23 protein-coding genes are annotated in these 21131 nt (G+C 39.0%); 5 read left to right on the top strand and 18 right to left on the bottom strand.

Annotation, left to right across the window (positions count from 1 at the left end; all coding sequences use genetic code 11):
• Nucleotides 1–7: 7 nt before the first annotated feature.
• From cyoD to RB214_RS04425, 16 genes are all read right to left on the bottom strand, one after another.
• Nucleotides 8–364, bottom strand: coding sequence for a cytochrome o ubiquinol oxidase subunit IV (cyoD, locus tag RB214_RS04500; protein WP_024603769.1), 357 nt, complete (start codon nucleotides 362–364; stop codon nucleotides 8–10).
• Complete coding sequence (gene cyoC, locus RB214_RS04495) at nucleotides 364–1005, bottom strand: cytochrome o ubiquinol oxidase subunit III (protein WP_149615280.1); 642 nt, start codon at nucleotides 1003–1005, stop codon at nucleotides 364–366. Before cyoC ends, cyoD begins: the two co-directional genes overlap by 1 nt.
• Nucleotides 1002–2990, bottom strand: a complete 1989-nt coding sequence (gene cyoB, locus RB214_RS04490) for a cytochrome o ubiquinol oxidase subunit I (RefSeq protein ID WP_149594194.1) — start codon at nucleotides 2988–2990, stop codon at nucleotides 1002–1004. The genes cyoC and cyoB overlap by 4 nt, the downstream gene beginning before the upstream one ends.
• A 2-nt stretch (nucleotides 2991–2992) precedes the next feature.
• Nucleotides 2993–3952 (bottom strand): ubiquinol oxidase subunit II, encoded by a 960-nt coding sequence (gene cyoA, locus RB214_RS04485; RefSeq protein ID WP_309168466.1) that lies wholly within the window; start codon nucleotides 3950–3952, stop codon nucleotides 2993–2995.
• Between the two features lie 318 nt (nucleotides 3953–4270).
• Complete coding sequence (locus RB214_RS04480; RefSeq protein ID WP_002958097.1) at nucleotides 4271–4690, bottom strand: hypothetical protein; 420 nt, start codon at nucleotides 4688–4690, stop codon at nucleotides 4271–4273.
• 1207 nt (nucleotides 4691–5897) lie between these two features.
• Nucleotides 5898–6110 (bottom strand): (Na+)-NQR maturation NqrM, encoded by a 213-nt coding sequence (gene nqrM / locus RB214_RS04475; protein ID WP_007376137.1) that lies wholly within the window; start codon nucleotides 6108–6110, stop codon nucleotides 5898–5900.
• A 101-nt stretch (nucleotides 6111–6211) separates the two neighbouring features.
• On the bottom strand, nucleotides 6212–7243 hold the full coding sequence (locus RB214_RS04470) for an FAD:protein FMN transferase (protein WP_024604966.1): 1032 nt from the start codon (nucleotides 7241–7243) through the stop codon (nucleotides 6212–6214).
• A gap of 109 nt (nucleotides 7244–7352) precedes the next feature.
• A complete protein-coding gene (gene nqrF / locus RB214_RS04465; protein WP_002958895.1) occupies nucleotides 7353–8582 on the bottom strand; it encodes an NADH:ubiquinone reductase (Na(+)-transporting) subunit F in 1230 nt (409 codons plus the stop codon).
• Nucleotides 8583–8600: 18 nt separating this feature from the next.
• Nucleotides 8601–9209, bottom strand: a complete 609-nt coding sequence (gene nqrE, locus RB214_RS04460) for an NADH:ubiquinone reductase (Na(+)-transporting) subunit E (RefSeq protein WP_002958896.1) — start codon at nucleotides 9207–9209, stop codon at nucleotides 8601–8603.
• A gap of 10 nt (nucleotides 9210–9219) precedes the next feature.
• On the bottom strand, nucleotides 9220–9852 hold the full coding sequence (locus tag RB214_RS04455) for an NADH:ubiquinone reductase (Na(+)-transporting) subunit D (protein ID WP_002958897.1): 633 nt from the start codon (nucleotides 9850–9852) through the stop codon (nucleotides 9220–9222).
• Nucleotides 9852–10604, bottom strand: coding sequence for a Na(+)-translocating NADH-quinone reductase subunit C (locus tag RB214_RS04450; protein WP_002958898.1), 753 nt, complete (start codon nucleotides 10602–10604; stop codon nucleotides 9852–9854). Before RB214_RS04450 ends, RB214_RS04455 begins: the two co-directional genes overlap by 1 nt.
• Nucleotides 10597–11799, bottom strand: coding sequence for an NADH:ubiquinone reductase (Na(+)-transporting) subunit B (locus RB214_RS04445; RefSeq protein WP_309168465.1), 1203 nt, complete (start codon nucleotides 11797–11799; stop codon nucleotides 10597–10599). The genes RB214_RS04450 and RB214_RS04445 overlap by 8 nt, the downstream gene beginning before the upstream one ends.
• A gap of 4 nt (nucleotides 11800–11803) precedes the next feature.
• Complete coding sequence (locus RB214_RS04440; protein ID WP_309168464.1) at nucleotides 11804–13147, bottom strand: Na(+)-translocating NADH-quinone reductase subunit A; 1344 nt, start codon at nucleotides 13145–13147, stop codon at nucleotides 11804–11806.
• Between the two features lie 363 nt (nucleotides 13148–13510).
• Complete coding sequence (gene fabV / locus RB214_RS04435; protein WP_138489515.1) at nucleotides 13511–14704, bottom strand: enoyl-ACP reductase FabV; 1194 nt, start codon at nucleotides 14702–14704, stop codon at nucleotides 13511–13513.
• 113 nt (nucleotides 14705–14817) lie between these two features.
• Nucleotides 14818–15129 (bottom strand): BolA family transcriptional regulator, encoded by a 312-nt coding sequence (locus tag RB214_RS04430; RefSeq protein WP_024596564.1) that lies wholly within the window; start codon nucleotides 15127–15129, stop codon nucleotides 14818–14820.
• 61 nt (nucleotides 15130–15190) lie between these two features.
• Nucleotides 15191–15802 (bottom strand): alpha-ketoglutarate-dependent dioxygenase AlkB, encoded by a 612-nt coding sequence (locus RB214_RS04425; RefSeq protein WP_309168463.1) that lies wholly within the window; start codon nucleotides 15800–15802, stop codon nucleotides 15191–15193.
• Nucleotides 15803–15844: 42 nt separating this feature from the next.
• Between RB214_RS04425 and RB214_RS04420 the strand changes: the two genes are divergently transcribed.
• Genes RB214_RS04420 through RB214_RS04405 form a run of 4 tightly spaced genes read left to right on the top strand, consistent with a single transcriptional unit; the run spans nucleotide 15845 to nucleotide 19600 of the window.
• Entirely contained in the window at nucleotides 15845–16987 is a 1143-nt protein-coding gene (locus tag RB214_RS04420; RefSeq protein ID WP_024604970.1) for a methyltransferase, read from the top strand.
• Nucleotides 16988–17548, top strand: a complete 561-nt coding sequence (locus RB214_RS04415) for a YajG family lipoprotein (protein ID WP_309168462.1) — start codon at nucleotides 16988–16990, stop codon at nucleotides 17546–17548.
• Between the two features lie 2 nt (nucleotides 17549–17550).
• A complete protein-coding gene (locus tag RB214_RS04410; RefSeq protein WP_002958906.1) occupies nucleotides 17551–18171 on the top strand; it encodes a peptidylprolyl isomerase in 621 nt (206 codons plus the stop codon).
• A gap of 49 nt (nucleotides 18172–18220) precedes the next feature.
• On the top strand, nucleotides 18221–19600 hold the full coding sequence (locus tag RB214_RS04405) for an MFS transporter (protein ID WP_197098944.1): 1380 nt from the start codon (nucleotides 18221–18223) through the stop codon (nucleotides 19598–19600).
• Nucleotides 19601–19670: 70 nt separating this feature from the next.
• Here RB214_RS04405 and RB214_RS04400 read toward each other — a convergent pair whose 3' ends face one another.
• Nucleotides 19671–19910, bottom strand: a complete 240-nt coding sequence (locus RB214_RS04400) for a helix-turn-helix domain-containing protein (RefSeq protein ID WP_002958908.1) — start codon at nucleotides 19908–19910, stop codon at nucleotides 19671–19673.
• 445 nt (nucleotides 19911–20355) lie between these two features.
• On the opposite strand from RB214_RS04400, the gene RB214_RS04395 reads away from it, so the two are divergent.
• Complete coding sequence (locus RB214_RS04395) at nucleotides 20356–20544, top strand: hypothetical protein (protein WP_024596569.1); 189 nt, start codon at nucleotides 20356–20358, stop codon at nucleotides 20542–20544.
• A 49-nt stretch (nucleotides 20545–20593) separates the two neighbouring features.
• Here the strand turns inward: RB214_RS04395 and erpA are convergent, their stop codons facing one another.
• Complete coding sequence (erpA, locus tag RB214_RS04390) at nucleotides 20594–20932, bottom strand: iron-sulfur cluster insertion protein ErpA (RefSeq protein ID WP_002958911.1); 339 nt, start codon at nucleotides 20930–20932, stop codon at nucleotides 20594–20596.
• Nucleotides 20933–21131: the final 199 nt, after the last annotated feature.

The raw sequence follows: 21131 nt of genomic DNA, 5'->3' as shown, positions 1-21131 counted from the left end.
TCAACTCCTAGTACATCATCATTGCGTTAGATTCATAAATGATCCAAACAGATAACCCAACAACCATTACGATGATCAGAGCACTGAATAGGAATGTGAAAGTACTTGCACGGCCATCTTCGGTGGTAAAATTAAGGTGTAAAAAGTATTTTAAATGCACCCAAATTTGTACGATTGCTAAAGTAACAATGCTCCAAAGCGTTGTTGCTTTTGAAAAGTCACCTTCCATTACCATGTAAAACGGTATAGCAGTTAAAATTACCGATAGCACAAAGCCAATTAAGTAAGTTTTAACACTGCCATGAGATTCATCATGATGATCACTTTGCGTTTGCTTTAACGCATGCGTTTCGCTGTGGCTCATTACATTGCTCCCATTAAATAAACAACGGTAAATACACAAATCCAAACAATGTCTAAGAAGTGCCAAAATAGGCTTAAGCAGCTTAAACGCGTTACGGTTGCTTTACCTAAGCCGCGTTTAGCAACTTCAATCATCATTATGGTCATCCAAATTAGACCCGCAGTTACATGTAAACCATGTAGGCCAACTAATGAGAAAAACGATGTTAAAAAGGCACTTTGTTGTGGGCCATTGCCATGCACAATTAGGTGATGAAATTCGTATACTTCCATACCAATAAACACAGCACCCAAACAAAACGTAACAAATAACCAAGTCAGTGTTAGTGCTTTTTTTTGCCCTTGAGCGGCAATCATGGCAAAACCAAAGGTAATACTACTAATAAGTAGTGCAGCAGTTTCTACTGCTACAAAGTCGAGCTCAAAAATATCTTTACCCGATACACCGCCGGCAGTGTTCATAAACAGCACTGCGTAGGTGGCAAAAAACGAGGCAAATAATAGGCAATCGGTCATTAGGTATAACCAAAAGCCAAATATCGTGTCACCCGAAGTATCGTGATGATCATGCGCGTGGGCATGATCATCGTGTGATACAGAGTCTAAATTTGCTGATTCTAAATTTGCAGAAAGTGTACTCACGCTTTTAGCTCCTTAATGCCACTTGAATTATATGCAGCTTCAGTGCGTGCAATTTCATCAGGTTGTATATAGTAATCTACATCGCTGGTGTAACAACGTTTGATAAATATGGCAATTCCGCCTACTAGCCCAACAACAGCTAACCACCAAATATGCCAAATCATTGCAAAACAAAATACTGTTAAACTTGCTGCCATTAACACGCCAGCTGATGTGTTTTTAGGCATATGAATAGGGCTGTAGTTTGCTTTATCTTGATATGCTTGACCTTTTTCTTTCATATCGGTCCATGCATCAATATCATCAATATGTGGAATTGTTGCAAAGTTATAAATTTGCGGAGGTGAACTTGTAGCCCACTCAAGTGTGTGGCCGTTCCACGGATCGCCTGTTGTATCGTCAAGCGCTTCACGGTCTCTAAAGCTCACATATAATTGAATTACCTGGCTGATAATACCAAACATAATAATTACAGCACCGCCTGCGGCAATGTATAACCATATGTTCCAATCTGGGTTGTTAGTGTGGTTTAAGCGACGTGTCATACCTAAGAAACCAAGTACGTACAGCGGCATAAATGCTACGAAGAAACCAATAATCCAACACCAAAATGATGCTTTGCCCCATTTTTCATTAAGTTTAAAGCCCATTGCTTTAGGGAACCAAAATACAAAACCGGCCAGGTAACCAAACACAGCACCACCAATAATTGTGTTATGAAAATGTGCAATTAAGAATAAGCTGTTATGCAGTACATAATCGGCGCCAGGAATAGCAAGTAATACACCGGTCATACCGCCTACGGTAAAGGTAACCATAAAGCCAAGTGTCCAAAGTACCGGTACGCTAATACGTAAACGACCTCGGTAAATGGTAAATAACCAGTTAAATAACTTAACCCCAGTTGGTACGGCAATAACCATGGTCATTACCCCAAAAAACGCATTAACGTTAGCACTCGAGCCCATCGTAAAGAAGTGATGTAGCCAAACAATAAAGCCTAAAATTGAGATTGCACCGCTGGCGTAAACCATCGACTTGTAACCAAATAAACGTTTACCGGCAAAGGTCGAAATAATTTCAGAAAAAATACCAAACGCTGGTAATACTAATATGTATACCTCAGGATGACCCCATGCCCAAAACAGGTTGATGTACATCATGGCGTTACCGCCCAATTCATTGGTAAAGAAGTGGAAGTCGAGATAACGGTCAAGCGTTAGCATTGCAAGTACAGCAGTTAAAATTGGGAATGATGCTGCAATTAATATGTTTGCCCATGTACATGCCCATGTGAAAATTGGCATTTTCATTAGGGTCATACCTGGTGCACGCATTTTAAACACGGTTGCTAAAAAGTTTACGGCTGTTAGCAGTGTACCGAGCCCGGATATTTGCAAGGCCCAAATATAATAATCGACCCCCACCCCAGGGCTAAAGGTCAGCTCCGAAAGCGGCGGATATGCCACCCAACCTGTTTTTGCAAACTCACCAAACACAAGTGATAAGTTAATTAAAATTGCACCACTGGCTGTAAACCAAAAACTTAAATTATTTAAGAATGGAAAAGCAACATCGCGAGCACCAATTTGAAGTGGTAATACAATGTTCATTAGACCAATCATAAATGGCATTGCCATAAATATGATCATGATTACGCCGTGGGCAGTAAATATTTGGTCGTAGTGTTCTGGTGGTAAATAACCTGGCGCACCACTGGTAGCAAGTGCCAACTGCGCACGCATCATTATTGCATCAGAAAAACCACGAAACAGCATTATTAATGCTAAAAGAATATACATTACGCCTAAGCGTTTGTGATCAACAGACGTGATCCAGTCGCGCCAAAGCACGCCCCATTTTTTATACTTTGTAATAAGCCCGGCAATAATAAGCCCAGCTATCGCAATAACCGACATCGTGAACACAAGAATTGGCTCATGAAACGGAATTGCGTCGAGTGAAAGATTACCTAATAACGACATTATTATTCCTCGCCTTGGCTGTGAGATGAAGGCATTGAGTGCTCACTCATTTCATGATGCTTTTTACTCATTTGCCCATGTTCGCCCATTGCATGGTGTTTTTTGTTCATATCGCCATGCGCCTGCATATACTTCATAACAATGGTATGAAATAAGCCGTCATCAACTTTTCCGTAATATGCTACTGGGTTATTTTCACTTGCTTTTGCAAGCTCAACATAATTTGCATGAGTCAGGTTATTAGCGCTTGAATTCGCTTTCACATCACTCACCCACTTATCAAAACCAGCTTGGGTAGGTGTAGCAATGGCATTAAATTTCATGCCAGTGAAACCTGCGCCGCTGTAATTTGCTGAAAAGCCTTTAAACGTACCTGGCTCATTTGCAATTAAGTGAAGCTTGGTTTCCATCCCAGCCATTGAGTATATTTGACTACCCAATTGCGGAATAAAAAATGAATTCATTGTGCTCTCTGATGTGATTTTATATTCAACAGGTACATTTGCTGGGAACACTAATTCATTAACCGTAGCAATACCTTGCTCAGGATATATAAATAGCCATTTCCAATTTAATGAAACCACTTCAACAGTAAGGTGTTCACCTTTACCTTCAATGGGTTTATAGGGGTCTAAGTCTTGGGTAGACTGCCAGGTAATAACACCTAAAATGATTACAATAACAATAGGAACAGCCCAAACAACGGCTTCAATTTTATTTGAATGAGCCCATTTTGGAGCATAAATTTCTTGGTTTTGAGTGTCTCTATATTTCCAAGCGAAATACAAAGTCATCACAATAACGGGAACGACTACAAGCAACATAAGCACAGTTGCGATGATGATTAAATTTTTCTCATCAATGCCTATCTGCCCTTTTGGATCGAGTATCCCGCCTTTACAGCCTGACAACGCCAGCACTGTACTAGCTAAAGCAATATTACAAAGGTTACGAATTAACAAGGGAGTATCCTACAAACCTAGAGTTTCAATTTGCTGCTTAAAATAAAAACCAAAGCAACGATTTTTCAATAAAAACCCAAGTTAACTAGAATTAAATTATAAAAATAAGGGGGGTATTCAAAACCTAAAGCTCATGCCATTAATGACCTAGCAACAAACCCAGCTTTCTAAACGCATTTATATAACGTAATAAAAGTTAACTTGGGTGAGTGGTGGTTGGCTGAAATGTGTTTAAAAAACACGGAGCTACTTTGTTGTAGCTAACCTTAATTATTTACAGCAAGAACAAATAATTAAAACCAGCAACAAGATGCAGCGTTACAGGCAACCTGTAAAGCTAGGTGGAGCACGACAACCGTGTGAAGAGATCACAGGCTGAAGAACTTTAGCCTCGCTAAAAGCAAAGGCTGCTTTACGGAGGATTATGCCAGCACGACGCGCTGGACAAATATGGAACAATAACCAACAAAGGCCAATAAGTAACTGACTTGATATGATCGGATGAGCTAAAAATTGCGCAAGATTAAGTAACAGTGGCTCTACAATAAACCCATCACTTAATAGCGCTTCAAGCTTGAAGGCATCCTCTAATGCACCGCTTAGCAACATTACAGTATTAAACACTAATAAAGTTATAGCTACACACACGCCCTTGCCTGCTTTATTCAAGCGCTCACACGTCTGCGGCTCGCCAGAGGCAAGTTCCGTAGCTGTATGATGCAAAGAAAGTGTGTTCAAAGACATTAACCTACTAAAATGACTATAACAAAATTAGAGTAATACAGTTCGCAATGGAAAAATTTAAAAAACATTGCTGTTGTAAGCCCTAAAACCAGGTGCTAAATACAATCAAATCCAGCTAGCACATATTTATCTAGCGAAAATTGATCCGTATCAACCAAACTTTCAAAACTTACTGAAAGTTCGAACTTGAGTATAACAAAGAGAATTTTCTGTTCAACTAAAAATCAATTAATTTGAGTTAAGCTTTCGAAGCTATTTTGTTAATAAAAAATAACACGATAAAAAACATTCGGTTAGTTCAAATAAAAAACGATTTAAAGAGAAATATTTAATAGGATTATAGGTTTTTAGGAGGGGGTAATAATTGTGTCGCACAAATAAAAACAGCCCAAATTCAGTCACCACCGAACTTGAGCCGCCTTTCACACTGACAACATCTTCACACACAATATAAAGATTCTTGGTTTACATTGCATGGCAATTGTAGGGAATAAAAACAACTCAAACTCGTTCTTTATGGAAGTGAATCCACCGAATTTGAGTTGCCTTTCACACTGACAACATCTTCACACACAATATAAAGATTCTTGGTTTACACTACGTGGCAATTGTAGGGAAATAAAAACAACTCAAATGCAGTCACCACCGAATTTGAGTTGCCTTTCACACTGACAACATCTTCACACACAATATAAAGATTTTTGGTTTACACTACGTGGCAATTGTAGGGAATAAAAACAACTCAAACTCGTTCTTTATGGAAGTAAATCCACCGAACTTGAGCTGCCTTTCACACTGACAACATCTTCACACACAATATAAAGATTTTTGGTTTACGCTGCGTGGCAATTGTAGGGAATAAAAACAACTCAAACTCGTTCTTTATGGAAGTGAATCCACCGAACTTGAGTTGCCTTTCACACTGACAACATCTTCACACACAATATAAAGATTCTTTTAAGCGAGGCTAACTTATGCCTCAAGCTTATGACGAGAGCCTTGCTCTTTGTCTATGGTTAAACTTTAGAGTGTTAGCTCCAATTTGACAAACGAGAAAAATAAACCTAATAGGTGAAAAAAACTAAACTATATACCTTTGTCTAATACATTTAGATTGGATTGCTTTGGAAGCTATGATGCGAAGGCGTTTTACAGGCACAAAAAAAGCGCTATAAAGCGCTTTTTAATATTTAAGACAGGCTTAAATAATTTGGTTTTCTTTCCAGGCTTGCTCTTTTGCTAAACGGTTTTTGCGTTTATCACATGGATCATCGCAATCACAGGCTTTATCAATACCAACCGAACCTAAACCACCACAGCTGCTTGCCATAGATTTTTTTTGCACGATCATACCAACGGCCATAGCCGAAACTATCAAAATTAGTAAGCCAAAAGTAAGAAGAAAAAGTGACATTGCTTAGCCCCTATTGATCAGCAATAAATTAAACTCAAATATTTTTGAGCGACTGCTATTATATACCCAAATAACACGGAAATAAACAAGTCAGCACCATACTATAAATAAGACTTAAATGCTGGGCTTGAGTAGGTAATTAAACCCTCTTTTGATTTACCTATTAAATAAACCGGTAAATCATGTTGCTCAGCATAAGCTTGCGCTTTTTGCATCCCCATTACAGTAAGTGCCGTCGCTAAACCATCTGCCGTCATAGCGCTTGGATGAAGCACAGTTACCGACACTAAGTCGTGCTTAATAGGCATACCTGTTGCTGGATCAATTAAGTGGGTATAGATCTCGCCATCCATTTTATAAAAAATACGGTAATCACCCGATGTCGCTATACCACTTGTACCTGGCGATAAAACACGGTGTACCTTACGCTCTCCAGGTTGCGCATCTGGTTGCTCAATCGCGATTTTCCAATCCTGATTATTTGGCTTTTCACCTGCTATACGCAGCTCACCACCAATCTCAACCATGTAATTAGTAATGTCGTGGCTTTCTAATAACTGGGCAACTTTATCAATACCATAGCCCTTAGCTGTTGCCGAAAAAGAAAGCTCCAGTCCATTAACTGTTTTAGCCAGTCCTTGCTCATTTAAGATAAGTTTATCAATGCCTATTTTTTCAACCATACTTGCAAGCTCTTCATCACTTGGGCGATTAGTTGGTTTTTTATCAGGCCCAAAGCCCCATAAATCAATTAAAGGCCCCATTGTTACGTCGAGTGTTTTAGTTGATTCACCCAAGCGAATAGACTCGCTTATAACAGCCCTAAAATCTTCGCTAATTGGCATGACTTGATTTGCAGGTAATCTGTTAAATGTATTTATTTCAGAGTCTTCTATGTAAGTAGACATAGATTGGTTCACATCTTTTAAAACAGCGTCTATTTGCAGCTGTAGTTGTGAAGCCGATAGCTGGGCTTGCTCATCATAATATTTAATATGATAAGTGGTACCCATAGTCTTACCTTCTAAAAAGGTTTCTTTTAACTCTGGCTTTTCACCACACCCAGACAATAATAAAGTCAGTGTAATTAGTAAAAAGGCCATTATGCCCTGTGAAGTACTTACTCGATTCATAACAGCTCTACTTAATAGATTGATAAAATTAAAGAATAAAAAAAGCCTCGTAACACAAGTGCTACGAGGCTGGTATTTTAACCAAAACTAAACTGTTTTGGTATTAGTGTTAGCCACCGAAGTCATCTAGTAAGATATTTTCGTCTTCAACACCTAAATCTTTAAGCATAGTAATAACTGCCGCATTCATCATTGGAGGACCACACATGTAGTACTCACAATCTTCAGGCGCTTCGTGATCTTTAAGATAGTTCTCAAATAACACGTTATGGATAAAGCCAGTATAGCCTTCCCAGTTATCTTCAGGCTGTGGATCTGAAAGTGCTGTATGCCATACGAAGTTAGGATTTTCAGCGGCTAGGCCGTCAAAATCTTCTACGTAGAACATTTCACGCTCAGAACGTGCACCATACCAAAAGCTCATCTTACGTTTAGAGTTCAAACGTTTAAGTTGGTCAAAGATATGAGAACGCATTGGCGCCATACCAGCACCACCACCAACAAATACCATTTCTGCGTCAGTGTCTTTAGCAAAGAACTCACCAAATGGACCCGAAATAGTTACCTTGTCGCCTTCTTTAAGTGACCAAATGTACGAAGACATTTTACCACATGGCAAGCTAAGGTTTCTTGGAGGTGGAGCAGCAATACGCACGTTAAGCATAATGATGCCTTCTTCTTCTGGGTAGTTAGCCATTGAGTAAGCACGAATTGTTTCTTCGTCTACTTTTGACTCCAGATCGAAGAAACCAAAATGGTTCCAGTCGCCACGATACTCTTCAGGAACATCGAAATCTGCATATTTAACATGGTGAGGTGGAGCTTCGATTTGGATGTAACCACCCGCACGAAACGGCACTGACTCGCCATCTGGAATTTGCAGCTTAAGTTCTTTGATGAACGTTGCTTTGTTATCATTAGAGATAACTTCACAATCCCACTTCTTAACACCGAAAATTGACTCTTCAAGTTCAATTTCCATGTCATTTTTAACATTTACCTGACACGCTAAACGACAGCCTTCACGGGCTTCACCTTTAGATATGTGATCAAGCTCAGTTGGCAGAATATCACCACCCCCTTCTTTAATGTGTACACGACACTGACCACAAGAGCCACCGCCACCACAAGCAGATGATACAAATATACCTGACTCAGATAGTGCGCCTAAAAGCTTACTACCTGCTGATGTTTTAATGGCTTTATCTGGGTCGCCATTAATGCCGATGATAATATCGCCACTTGCAACTAACTGAGATTTAGCACCAATGATGACTAAAACCAGTAGTACAACGATAGCGATAAAAACACCAACGCCTAAGAAAATCTGATAATCCATGATTTATCCTCGCTACCTTTACAGTGAAATACCAGAGAATGACATAAAGCCAAGTCCCATTAAACCAACAGTGATGAAGGTAATACCTAAACCACGTAAGCCGTCAGGTACGTCTGAGTATTTCAGTTTCTCACGGATACCTGCAAGTAATGTAATTGCAAGTGCCCAACCAACACCAGCGCCAATACCATAAACAACAGACTCGCCGAAGTTATAGTTACGCTCAACCATGAATGATACCGCACCAAATATTGCACAGTTAACTGTGATAAGTGGTAAGAAGATACCTAACGCGTTGTATAGTGCAGGGAAAAACTTATCTAATGCCATTTCAAGAATTTGCACAAGTGCTGCAATAACACCAATGAAAGTTAAGAAACGTAAAAAGCTAAGATCTGCATCTGGGTAACCTAACCAAGTTAGTGAACCAGGTGCAAGTACCGCATGATAAACCAAGTTGTTTACAGGTACAGAAATACCCAATACAACTATAACCGCTATGCCTAGGCCAATTGATGTGGTTACTTTTTTAGATACCGCTAAAAAAGTACACATGCCTAAGAAGAATGACAACGCTAAGTTCTCAATAAAAACGGCTTTTACAAATAAACTAATATAATGTTCCACTATTTGCCCCTTACGCTTTAGCTTCTACTTGGTCTTTCTTATAAGTACGCAGTACCCATATGAACAAACCAATGATGAAGAATGCACTCGGTGGTAAGATCAATAGACCCATAGGCTGATACCAACCGCCATCTTGTACTAATGGGATAATATCAACACCGAATAGTGAACCCTTACCAAATAGCTCACGAATGAAACCAACAGTAAGTAGTACTACAGAGTAACCTAAGCCGTTACCAATACCGTCAAGGAATGACATAAGTGGTGGCGACTTCATCGCGTATGCTTCAGCACGACCCATTACGATACAGTTAGTAATGATTAGACCAACGAATACAGAAAGCTCTTTTGCAGTAGCATAAGAAAATGCCTGTAATACTTGGTCAACAACGATTACCAATGATGCGATAATGGTCATTTGTACGATGATACGTACAGATGATGGGATCTGGTTACGAATAAGCGAGATAAAGAAGCTCGAAAACGCAGTTACAAGTGTCAATGCAATTGACATAATTAACGCATTTTTTAAGCTAGACGTTACCGCTAGCGCAGAACAAATACCAAGTACTTGTAGTGCGATTGGGTTGTTAGCTAAAACCGGACCAAATAGGACCGCCTTCATTTCTTTAGTATCAGCCATTATTTCAATGCTCCTTTACGTACTTTCGCAAGGAAAGGGCCAAAGCCATTTTCGCCAGTCCAAAAGTCAACTGCATGATCAACACCGTTAGACGTTAATGTAGCACCTGAAAGACCATCGATCTTATGCTCATCATTGCCCGCAGTACCTTTAACAATTTGAATTGGAAGTTCTTTACCTTCCCATGTAGCAGTCCACTGTGGATTTTGGATTTCGCCACCAAGACCTGGGGTTTCATTATGCTTGTAAAAGATAATGCCCTTAACTGTTTCACCATCGCTTTCAAGCGAGATAAAACCGTACATTAAGCCCCATAAGCCGTAGCCTTGGATAGGAAGAATGATTGCATCAACTGAGCCATCTTCTTTTTTAGAGATATACACCGGTGACTCTTTAGTCACACGTTGAATACCAGCAATATCTTTAACGCCTTTCTCTTGAAGAGAAACACTTAGCGCTGCATCATATTTGCTTTTTTCAAAGTCAAAGATTGTTGGGTCTGTATCTACAAACTCACCTGTAGTCATGTTTACAACGCGCGCTTCGATTTTTGCATCAAATGTTTCAAGAACATTTTCAACTTTGTCGATGCCCGCAGCAGCTAAGATATTGCTTTGAATATCTTTGTTTTTATTAGCTTGCTGTAAAGGACGAAGCTGTACAGAAGCAAACGATACAATGATTGCACACACTAAACATAGTGCTACAACAACTGATAACGTTTTGCCGATTGATTCGTTATTACTAGACATTACGTGCCAACCTCCGCTTAATATTAGCCTGCACTACAAAGTGATCGAACAGTGGAGCGAACAAGTTAGCAAATAAGATTGCTAGCATCATGCCTTCTGGGAAAGCAGGATTCACAACACGTATCATAACCACCATAAAGCCAATTAATAGACCATATGCTAATTTACCTTTGTCAGTAAATGCAGCTGATACAGGGTCAGTAGCCATAAAGAACATACCAAACGCAAAGCCACCAAGTACAAAATGCCAATACCAAGGCATTGCAAATACAGGGTTAGTTTCTGAGCCAACAGCATTTAATAAAAATGCAGTTGCTACCATACCTAGGAATACACCTAGTACGATGCGCCAAGAAGCGATACGAACGTAAATTAAGAACAAACCACCTACTAATAATGCAAGTGTAGATGTTTCACCTACAGAACCTTGAATGAAACCATAAAACGCATTCCACCATAATTCCATGTTTGCAAAGTCAAGTGTGCCAGCAAATGCTTGGCCTAGCATAGTTGCACCAGAGAAAGAATCTACTGCTGTCCATACTGTGTCACCTGAGATTTGAGCTGGGTATGCAAAGAATAAAAATGCACGACCGGCTAAAGCAGGGTTTAAGAAGTTACGGCCAGTACCACCAAAGATTTCTTTAGCGATTACTACATCAAACGTAATACCTAACGCAACTTGCCATAAAGGAATAGTTGCTGGCAAAATAAGTGCAAATAATACAGAAGTAACGAAGAAACCTTCGTTAATTTCATGCTTACGCACTGAAGCAAATATAACTTCCCAGAAACCACCTACTGCAAATGTTACAGCGTAGATAGGTAAGAAGAAACATGCTCCATAGAACATCTTAGCGCCCCAGCCTGCATCAGCGGTTAACTCACCACCGAATAACTGGAACAAACCAACTTGCCACGTGTTTGCTAGTTCAAAACCTTGTGCTAAAGCACCAGCGGCCTGATGACCAATATTGAACATACCAAAAAACATAGCTGGGAACGTCGCCATCCACACTAAAATCATCATACGTTTTAGGTCGATGTTATCGCGTACGTGTGTCGCGCCTTTATTTACGTAGCCTGGTGTATAAAAAATAGTTGCAGCTGCTTCATACAGTGCATAAAACTTTTCATATTTACCACCGGCTTCAAAATTCGGCTCGATATCTTCTAGATATTTTTTTAAACCCATCTCTCTAGCCTTCCTTCTCGATCGTAGTTAAGCAATCGCGTAGGATAGAACCATACTCGTATTTGCCTGGACAAACGAAGGTACATAACGCTAAATCTTCTTCATCAAGTTCAAGCGCGCCCAATGAAATTGCACTGTCTAAATCACGTGCAATTAAGTCACGTAATAATAGAGTAGGCAAAATATCTAACGGCATTACGCGCTCGTAGCTACCAATTGGTACCATGGCACGTTTTGAACCACCTGTTGACGTTGTCATTTTAAATAAACGACTTGGTGCAAGGTGAGAAAGGAATGTACGCGTTACAGAGAATTTATCACTACCTGGTGCAATCCAGCCAAACAATTCTTTTTCGCGACCTTCAAGTAAAACAGATACTTGAATGTGGTAACGACCTAAGAATGCATGAACACCGTTTGAAATAGAACCCGATAGAACAGAACCAGAAATAACGCGGTTATCTCCGTCTTCTAACTCACCAGCCACTAAATCATCCAATGAAGCACCTAATTGTGTTTTCACTAAACGTGGGTTTTTAACGCGAGGACCTGCAAGCGAAATAACACGATTTGTGTAAATTTCACCAGTAAGGAATAAGTGACCATACGCAATAACGTCTTGGTAACCAATATGCCAAACTTGTTTGCTAACAGAAACTGCATCAAGATGGTGGATATGAGTGCCAACGAGGCCAGCCGGATGCACACCACCAAACTCATGTACTTCTACTTGAGCTATAGATGAGCTAGGAACTTGGCTGCCTGCTTTTTTACACACAAATACTTTGCCATCGGTCAAACGCGAAACAACTGCAAGACCCGCTTCAAATGCTTGCGCATTTTCTGCAATAATTACTGCAGGATCTGCAGCTAATGGGTTTGTGTCGATTGCGGTCACAAAAATAGAACTAGGATTTGCATCCACAGCCGCTACTTTGCTGAATGGGCGAACACGAAGTGCTGTCCATTGACCAGACTGGATAAGTACTTCTTTGGCTTTTTCGCGCTCTAAGCTCGGAAGCTCGTCTGCTTTGAAAGAGTCAAAGGTGATTTGCTCACTGCCTGCTACTTCAATAACAACAGATTGCAGCACACGTTTAGCACCACGATTTATTTCTTTTACTGTACCAGAAGCTGGAGCAGTAAATAGGACGCCTGGGTTCTTTTTATCTTCAAAAAGTACCTGGCCTTTTTTGACTTGGTCATCCACACGAACATGCATGGTTGGACGCATACCGATAAACTCTTCACCAAGCACAGCTACACGTTTGACAGCAGAACCGTCATGTATAACTTGCTGTGGCGCGCCCTCTAAGGGTAAATCCAGACCTTTTTTTATGTTGATCATACGCACTTGCATTACATTAAAGGAAAGAAACTGAAAAATCGTATCAACCACGTCGCCATTTGAGTTATTCCAAGTTATATCAAGGTACAAAAGAGTAGCTTGCTGGAGATATCAAACAAGCAACGTAGTAAAACTCATCACATATTGTCGAGATTTTAACATCATTTTAGATGACTATGCGAGTGTATTTATGAAAATTATACGACAGAAACACTTATTTAGTTTTGTTAAGTGAATTAAATAAAAATCAAGCTAGACCAAAGTGGTAGCCTAAGCAATTATCATTCCTAATTTCATCGTAAATTCAACAAATCGCATAATACAAAAAAAGCCGCGATAGCGGCTTTTTATAACTAAGTTCTGTTAGTCAATCATATTGGCAATTGGCTTAACTGAATCTACATCTTGATCGTAGTCAACACTATCTATACCAAAACCAAATAAGCGTAAAAACTCATTATGGTAACCAACATAATCTGTTAGCTCATCAATGCTGCTCGTATCTACTTTATCCCAAACAGCTTGCACGCGAGCTTGCACGTCGTCTTCTAGCTCTTTGTAGTTTTGGAATAAATGTCCACCGTCGTCAAAGCGAGGAGATTCACCATACAAGTTTTCACTAAATAAAGCGTGAATTTGCTCAATAGTGCCTTCGTATGTGCCATCTGCTTTCATAACTTTAAATAAAGCAGAGATATATAACGGCATAATAGGAATAGCAGAACTTGCTTGCGTTACCACAGCATTAAGTGATGAAACATATGCCTCACCATTTAAATCTTTTGTTGATTCTTTAATAGCAGCGGTTGCACGGTCTAAGTCTTCTTTAGCCTTACCAATAGTAGCGTGTCCGTATATTGGCCATGTTAGCTCTTTACCAATATAAGTGTACGCAGTCGTTTTAAAGTTATCGGCTAATACATCCGCTTCTTTTAATGCGTCAATCCACATTTCCCAATCTTCACCGCCCATTACTTTAATGGTGTTGTCGATATCGTCTTGGTTTGCAGCTTCAACAGTAATTTCATCAATTTCACGCTTTGATGTATTTAAGTTTTTAGTAGTAACGGCATTTCCAATTGGCTTAAGCGTAGATGAGTAAACTTCGCCCGTATTTGGGTCTGTACGACGAGGAGACGCTAAGCTGTAAATAATACAATCTACTTTGCCCAAATCTGCCTTAATAGTGTCGATTGCTTTTTGTTTAATTTCGTTAGAAAACGCATCGCCATTAATATTTTTAGACCAAAGGCCTGCTTCGTCTGCTGCATCTTGAAAAGCAGCGGTATTGTACCAACCAGCAGAACCTGTTTTGCGATCTGTACCTTCTTTTTCAAAGAAAATACCTAATGTTTTAGCACCACCACCAAACGCAGCTGTAATGCGCGAAGCCAAGCCGTAGCCTGTTGATGCGCCAATAACTAATACATTTTTTGGTGCATTTTTTAATGCGCCTTGTTGTTTTACATAGTTAATTTGTTCTTGAACATGCTCTGCACAACCAGCTGGATGTGCGTTTGTGCAGATAAATCCACGAATTTTAGGCTTAATGACCATTGATCATCCTATATCTTTTACAATAAAAATTAGCGCTAGTTTAAAGGCTAATACTAAAAACACTGATCTGATCAGTTAACCACAAGTGTAACAATCAAATCGCTATTAATTATTTAAGCTAATTTAGAGCCGCCCATACAATTAGGTGAATCAGGTGCCTCGCCGCCCTGCTCTGTATACTCATCGGGTGTATATGTATGAATTGCGAGTGCATGAATATGATTTGCTAATTCATCTTTTAGAATTTCATTAATTTCACGATGGCGCTGCAATAAACGTTTACCTGTAAAACCTTCGCTAACCACTATTACTTTAAAGTGTGATTCAGTGCCCGCACTGTGCATATGGCTTTCGTTAATTACGTTTAAATGTTTACACGCAATAGCGTTGCTTATTTTTTCTTGGATCTGTTGCTGCATTGACATAAAAGACCGTTTTAATTAGCTAATTTATACACTTACTATAACAATTTAACGCAGCGCTTGGCTAACTAAATTGCTTTTGTTTAATGTGCTTAATAAATCGGTAAGTTAAACTTATTCGAGGATGTGCAAGCGTTGTTTGCTTAGGTATTGCATGTTGATAATCTCGCTGGCTATGTCCGCTCATTATTAAACAGCTGCCACTTTGTAATTTCAAGTCGGTTACTTTATTGCTCGTCTTGTGCTTTAACTTTAGAACCCGATCAGCTCCTAGAGAGACACACACAATTGTTGGTTTATCACCAAGCTCTATTTCATCATCACTGTGCCAGCCCATCGTATCATTACCATCTCGGTAATAATTAACGAGTAATGAGTTTAGAGGCTGATTTAAGTGCGCCTCTAAACGCCTTCTCATATTAAGTAACAATTCATCCCATGGCTCTACTATTTGCTTACTACTTGAATAGCCGTATTCAATATTTAAATCGCTCATGAAGCATTGTAGCCGTGGAATAGGCCCCGTTTTACCATAAACAGTTACATCGGGTTGCTGCCAACGTAGGTTTTTTTGCAAATAATAAAATAGATCGAGGCTTTTTTGTGCACTAAGTGCCCTACTTTGATAAGAAAAGCCATTTGGTAACTGTTGGGGGTTGGCGTTTTGCCGTTGCATGTTAGAATTTACCTACATTAGATTACTGATCAACGAACCATTATGACGACGCAAGCCCAGCTAGGCGATAAAACCTTTACTCTTGAACGCTTTCCTTTGGATCAAAAAAACCGCAGCTTACAAGCGTGGGATTCGGCAGATGAGTACCTTATCAATTATGTTAACGAACATCACCCTGATTGTCGCTCATTGCTTATTTTAAACGATAGCTTTGGTGCACTTGCTTGTTATTTTAATAAGTTAACGGTTTGTTCAGTTAACGATTCTTATATTAGCCACCAAGCTGCGGCTTATAACTTACAAGAAAACAAACTGCCTACAGCAGATTTTACACAATTAGATAGTTTGTCTGCATTACCACAGGATGTTGATTTAGTACTTATTAAAATCCCTCGTAATGTAGGTTTTTTACAGTTTCAGTTAAGTGAACTCAGTGAAGTCCTTGCACCTGGTACGCCAGTAATTGCCGCAGGTAAAACAAAAGAAATTCACAACTCAACAATAAAATCATTTGAGCAATTTATTGGTGAAACAAAAACTAGCCTAGCAGTTAAAAAATCCCGTCTTATATTAAGTACAGCTAAAGGCGGATATAAAGCAGCAGATTTCCCTGTAACGTGGGAGCTTGAAGGTACTGAGTTTAATATAACAAACCATGCAAATGTGTTTTCGCGTGATTCGTTAGATATTGGTGCACGCTTCTTTTTTAACTACTTACCAGAAACACCAAAAGCTAAAAGCATTATTGATTTAGGCTGTGGTAACGGAGTTGTTGGATTAATGACGCTTGCTCGTTGCCCTAATGCATCAGTTACTTTTGTTGATGAGTCTTACATGGCAGTAGAGTCGGCTCGGTTAAATGTAGAAATTAACCTAGGCGATAAGTTTGATAACTGCGAGTTCATCGAAAACGACTGTTTAACAGGCTTTGAAAGAGACAGTGTAGATATGGTGCTTTGTAACCCTCCATTTCACCAAGCTCAGGCCGTTACCGACCATATTGCTTGGCAAATGTTTAAACAAGCAAAAGATACTTTAAAAGAAGGCGGCGAGCTGCGTATTATTGGTAATCGTCATTTAGATTATCATGATAAATTAAACCGTATGTTCGGCAACTGTAAGTTGTTAGGTTCAAACAAAAAGTTTGTCGTTTTAAGTGCAACAAAAAATAGTGGAATGCTATAAATGAAATTAACAAACATTATAATTGGGTGTTGTGTCTTACTGATACTTGGTGGCTGCGCGAATCAGCCTAGCCAAGTAATACTTAACCCTGTTTATAAAAATGGTCAAATAAGCACTATAAATAGTAGCTTAAGTACTAGTGTAATTGATTTACGTGGCGATACATCAACACTTAAACTTATTGAGTCAGACAAAACTAAAACCTTTGCAAGCCAAGGCATTACCAGCTCTATTAAAAGTGTGTTAGACAGCGCCCTTAGCCGCAATGGAGCCAGTATTTCTAACTTAGCAACGGTTCGCTTTGAAGTAGATATTCATGCATTGCAAGCTATTGTAACTGAAAAGCTAGTGAGCCATACCAGCGAAGCCCACATAGAACTTGGCGTGCGTGTTATTCGCGCCTCAAGTAACTTTAGTAAAGTGTATAGAGGTAGTGCTAATTTAGAAGGCCCATTTAGTCATGAGCGAGCAAAAATAGAAGGTCAGCTCAATAAGTTGACTGAGCAAGTTATTACCCGCATTGTATCTGACCCTGAATTAATAGAATTTTTAGAAGGTTAACTATGAAACGACTTTTTTTAATCTGCTTAGGCCTATTCTTTAGTGTAAGTAGCTTAGCAGCCCAAGAAGGCCGCTTTGTGCAAAAGGACAACATTTTTCCACGCGTAGAAATTGTAACCTCAATGGGTAGCATCGTGGTTGAGCTAGATCGCTCTAAAGCGCCCATCACAGTCAATAATTTTTTAACTTACGTGTCAGACAAAAGTTATCAAGGCAGCGTTTTTCATCGCATTGAGCGCGATGTAGAAAATGATCGCGACTTTGTTATTCAAGGTGGCGGTTACGATAAAGACTATGATGGTCTACATGAAAATGACCCTATTTTTAATGAAAGCGGTAACGGTTTAAAAAACGATATGTATAGCATTGCTATGGCCTATCAAGATAGACAACCGCACTCAGGAACTCGCCAATTCTTTTTTAATATGGATAATAACGATCACTTAAATCCAGGGAAAGATTGGGGCTTTGCAGTATTTGGTAGCGTAATGGATGGTTACGACACGCTTGATAAAATTATGACTGTTGAAACTGGTTTTAATGAAAAAATTGGCTACGATTTCGTACCTAAAAAACCTGTTGTCATCTTAAATATTAAAGTGCTTGAACAAGTCCCACTATAATTTTTTAAGAGCAGCTTAGCTGCTCTGCATCAAAGCCAATGAAGGCCCTATGAGCAAATCTCTCTCTATTAGCGAATATTTTTCTTACTTTAAAGACAAACGCTTAATCCACATTTTCATATTTGGTATGAGTAGCGGTTTTCCGTGGGTTTTAATTGGCTCTGTTATGTCTGCTTGGCTAAAAGATGAAGGGCTAAGTCGCAGTATGATAGGCCTATTTGGCATTGTATTTGGCGCTTACAGCATAAACTTTTTGTGGTCGCCACTCATTGACCGTACAAAACTTCCTATTTTATATAAATGGCTAGGCCAACGTCGCAGTTGGATACTATTTTGCCAAAGTTTTATTTTTATTGGCACCTTGCTATTAGCAGGGCTTGATTTAAAAGCTAATTTGGCAATTGTTGCTGCGATTTGTTTATTAATCGCCATTGCTTCGGCTACTCAAGACATTGCTATTGATGCCTTTAGAATAGACACCCTAAACGAAAGCGAATCACACAAAGCAACCGCTGCAGCCGCCATGGCAACTTCTGGTTGGTGGACAGGTTATGCACTTTTAGGCGCCATTCCATTTTACATGGCCGATATCCCCTCACTCGACTGGCCACAAATTTATTACTTTTTAGCTGCCGTAATGCTGCTGTTAATGAGTGGAGCACTGTTTGCAAAAGAGCCCGAAACTAACCGCGAAGCAGTACATGCTGAACTTGAGCGTGTGTACCTTGAAAAACTGTCCTCTACAAAACAAACTCCTTTAACAAAAACTGTTGCGTGGCTTGCGGTAACCGTTATTGATCCCTTTAGAGCTTTTTTTACTAAAAATGGCGTTAAAACAGCACTAGCATTACTTGCGTTTATTTTCTTATTTAAAATAGGCGAAGCGTTTTTAGGGCGCATGTCGATTGTGTTTTATAAAGAAATTGGTTTTAGTAATAGCGATATAGCTACATTTTCGAAGGTAGGTACAGCGGTACTTACAATCATATTTACCTTTGTTGGCAGTTTATTTAATCAAAAATATGGCATTGTTAAGGGTTTATTTGTAAGTGGTATTGCGATGGCTGCTTCAAACTTAGCCTTCTCATGGATTGCTTTAGTTGGCCCTGACCTAAGGCTGTATGCCTTTGCTATTGTTATTGATGGCTTTACGCAAGCGTGGTCGTTGGTCGCTATGGTGGCCTTTATATCGATGTTATGCGATAGAGCATTTAGTGCAACGCACTATGCATTACTGGCGTCATTAGGGAATTTAGGACGAACATTGCTTTCAAGCTACAGTGGTGTAGTAATTGATGATTGGTTAATGGGAAATTGGTCGCTGTTCTTTATTTTAACAGCCTTAATGGTTTTACCTTCGTTGATATTTTTATATCTGATTAGGCATAAGTTGTATGAGCTTGAGAAGAATTACCATAAAAATATTTAATGCATCCCTGCATTAACATATTGCTTAGCACTATCAAGTGCCCCTTAAAGTGTACTAAGCAATTATTGAGTTAATCTACTTTTAGCAAGCTAAGTGCTTCATGTGGATCAACTTCTAGAGCTGTACAATAGCGAACAAACTCAATGACATCTAAACGGCGTTCTTGATTTTCAATCTTGCCGATAAATGAATGAGGCGTTCCAAGCACTTGTGCTAGGCTTCGCATTGTATGACCCTTTTCATGGCGCTTAGTTTTAAGCCACTTTGTTAGCTTTGCATTTTCTTCAGAAGAAACTGTTTTGCCCATCATTTTACATCTCCTACTAGATGATTTGACGTACCCATTAAAGCAGTAGTTTCCATCAATAGCCGTAGGCAGGTAAGCAGTCATACTTTCAATAGCAAGCTATTGCTTAATAAAGCATGTGTTGCTACTCACTCCACCAACACAGCTAAAAACTACGCTAATAATATGGTAAAGATTTGTTTTTATTGAGAATGAAATTTTGCCCGTCTCATTCTTGGATACATTATATACTATTAACACTTTGGTTAAATAATTAATTACATACTCGGTACAAAATCAACCTGAACGAACATTTATAAACACTGAATATTTGACCTAAGTTATCAGAAAATATTAAAAAATAATATTACCTTCATAAAACAGCTTAAAAATATTTATAACATATTTGTTCCTTTTTAATGTTACACGTTTATTATTAAGCAATAATTTGCACTAAAAAGGCCAAGTAATGTTCAGACTTCTTTTTTTATTACCTATCGTGTTGTGTTTAGGTTGGTACTTTTTTTTGCGCCACAACGGCGTACCAATTAAACAAGGTAAAAAAGGCTTTATGTATATTTTAGCGTTTTCAGCCTTTGTGCTCGGCTTTTTTGTATTGATAATGCAAATTACCGAATACGCACCAACCGATTTGTAGGCATTAAAAAAGCCGCAAAAGCGGCTTTATTCTATTTAGCGTTTAGCTGTTAAACGCTAAAGCTTGCACCACAACCACAAGTTGTTGTTGCATTTGGATTAGATACAAAAAAGCGTGCGCCTTCTAATCCTTCAGTGTAATCAACCTCACCATCAACCAAATATTGAATGCTCATTGGATCAATAACGAGTGTTACACCATTTTTTACAATTTCTAAATCGCCAGGATTCGCTTTTTCATCAAAAGTAAAACCATATTGAAAACCAGAACAACCACCGCCTGTTACATAAACACGCAGTTTTAAGTCTGGGTTTTCTTCTTCGTCGATTAACTGTTTAACACGAACAGCAGCTGCATCGCTGAACTTAATTGGTAATTCTTCAGACATTTTAAAACCCTCAATATCGCAATGGCGTGATTATCTAATACCCGAGTGTTTTAATCAAGTATAGTAAAACAACTCTTTCCTCTAAGTTATATCTATAAATTAGTAAAAAAGTGGCCAAACATTAACTAGCTAAAATAATACTTAAGCAAACTAAAAGCGACCTTTATACGCTATAAACTCATTAAATATTTTAGTTATA

Origin of the sequence: Pseudoalteromonas sp. HL-AS1 (assembly GCF_031198785.1) — a bacterium.
Lineage (GTDB): Bacteria > Pseudomonadota > Gammaproteobacteria > Enterobacterales > Alteromonadaceae > Pseudoalteromonas > Pseudoalteromonas distincta.
The sequence above is the reverse complement of the archived record's forward strand: the minus strand, read 5'-3'. Positions and strand labels throughout refer to the sequence as shown.

Bases quoted from the DNA above. Each gene is read 5' to 3' on its own strand.
- cyoD (WP_024603769.1), bottom strand. From the start codon at position 364: ATGAGCCACAGCGAAACGCATGCGTTAAAGCAAACGCAAAGTGATCAT.
- cyoB (WP_149594194.1), bottom strand. From the start codon at position 2,990: ATGTCGTTATTAGGTAATCTTTCACTCGACGCAATTCCGTTTCATGAG.
- nqrM (WP_007376137.1), bottom strand. From the start codon at position 6,110: ATGTCACTTTTTCTTCTTACTTTTGGCTTACTAATTTTGATAGTTTCG.
- RB214_RS04470 (WP_024604966.1), bottom strand. From the start codon at position 7,243: ATGAATCGAGTAAGTACTTCACAGGGCATAATGGCCTTTTTACTAATT.
- nqrF (WP_002958895.1), bottom strand. From the start codon at position 8,582: ATGGATTATCAGATTTTCTTAGGCGTTGGTGTTTTTATCGCTATCGTT.
- RB214_RS04455 (WP_002958897.1), bottom strand. From the start codon at position 9,852: ATGGCTGATACTAAAGAAATGAAGGCGGTCCTATTTGGTCCGGTTTTA.
- RB214_RS04450 (WP_002958898.1), bottom strand. From the start codon at position 10,604: ATGTCTAGTAATAACGAATCAATCGGCAAAACGTTATCAGTTGTTGTA.
- RB214_RS04445 (WP_309168465.1), bottom strand. From the start codon at position 11,799: ATGGGTTTAAAAAAATATCTAGAAGATATCGAGCCGAATTTTGAAGCC.
- RB214_RS04440 (WP_309168464.1), bottom strand. From the start codon at position 13,147: ATGATCAACATAAAAAAAGGTCTGGATTTACCCTTAGAGGGCGCGCCA.
- fabV (WP_138489515.1), bottom strand. From the start codon at position 14,704: ATGGTCATTAAGCCTAAAATTCGTGGATTTATCTGCACAAACGCACAT.
- RB214_RS04430 (WP_024596564.1), bottom strand. From the start codon at position 15,129: ATGTCAATGCAGCAACAGATCCAAGAAAAAATAAGCAACGCTATTGCG.
- RB214_RS04425 (WP_309168463.1), bottom strand. From the start codon at position 15,802: ATGCAACGGCAAAACGCCAACCCCCAACAGTTACCAAATGGCTTTTCT.
- RB214_RS04420 (WP_024604970.1), top strand. From the start codon at position 15,845: ATGACGACGCAAGCCCAGCTAGGCGATAAAACCTTTACTCTTGAACGC.
- RB214_RS04415 (WP_309168462.1), top strand. From the start codon at position 16,988: ATGAAATTAACAAACATTATAATTGGGTGTTGTGTCTTACTGATACTT.
- RB214_RS04410 (WP_002958906.1), top strand. From the start codon at position 17,551: ATGAAACGACTTTTTTTAATCTGCTTAGGCCTATTCTTTAGTGTAAGT.
- RB214_RS04405 (WP_197098944.1), top strand. From the start codon at position 18,221: ATGAGCAAATCTCTCTCTATTAGCGAATATTTTTCTTACTTTAAAGAC.
- RB214_RS04400 (WP_002958908.1), bottom strand. From the start codon at position 19,910: ATGATGGGCAAAACAGTTTCTTCTGAAGAAAATGCAAAGCTAACAAAG.
- RB214_RS04395 (WP_024596569.1), top strand. From the start codon at position 20,356: ATGTTCAGACTTCTTTTTTTATTACCTATCGTGTTGTGTTTAGGTTGG.
- erpA (WP_002958911.1), bottom strand. From the start codon at position 20,932: ATGTCTGAAGAATTACCAATTAAGTTCAGCGATGCAGCTGCTGTTCGT.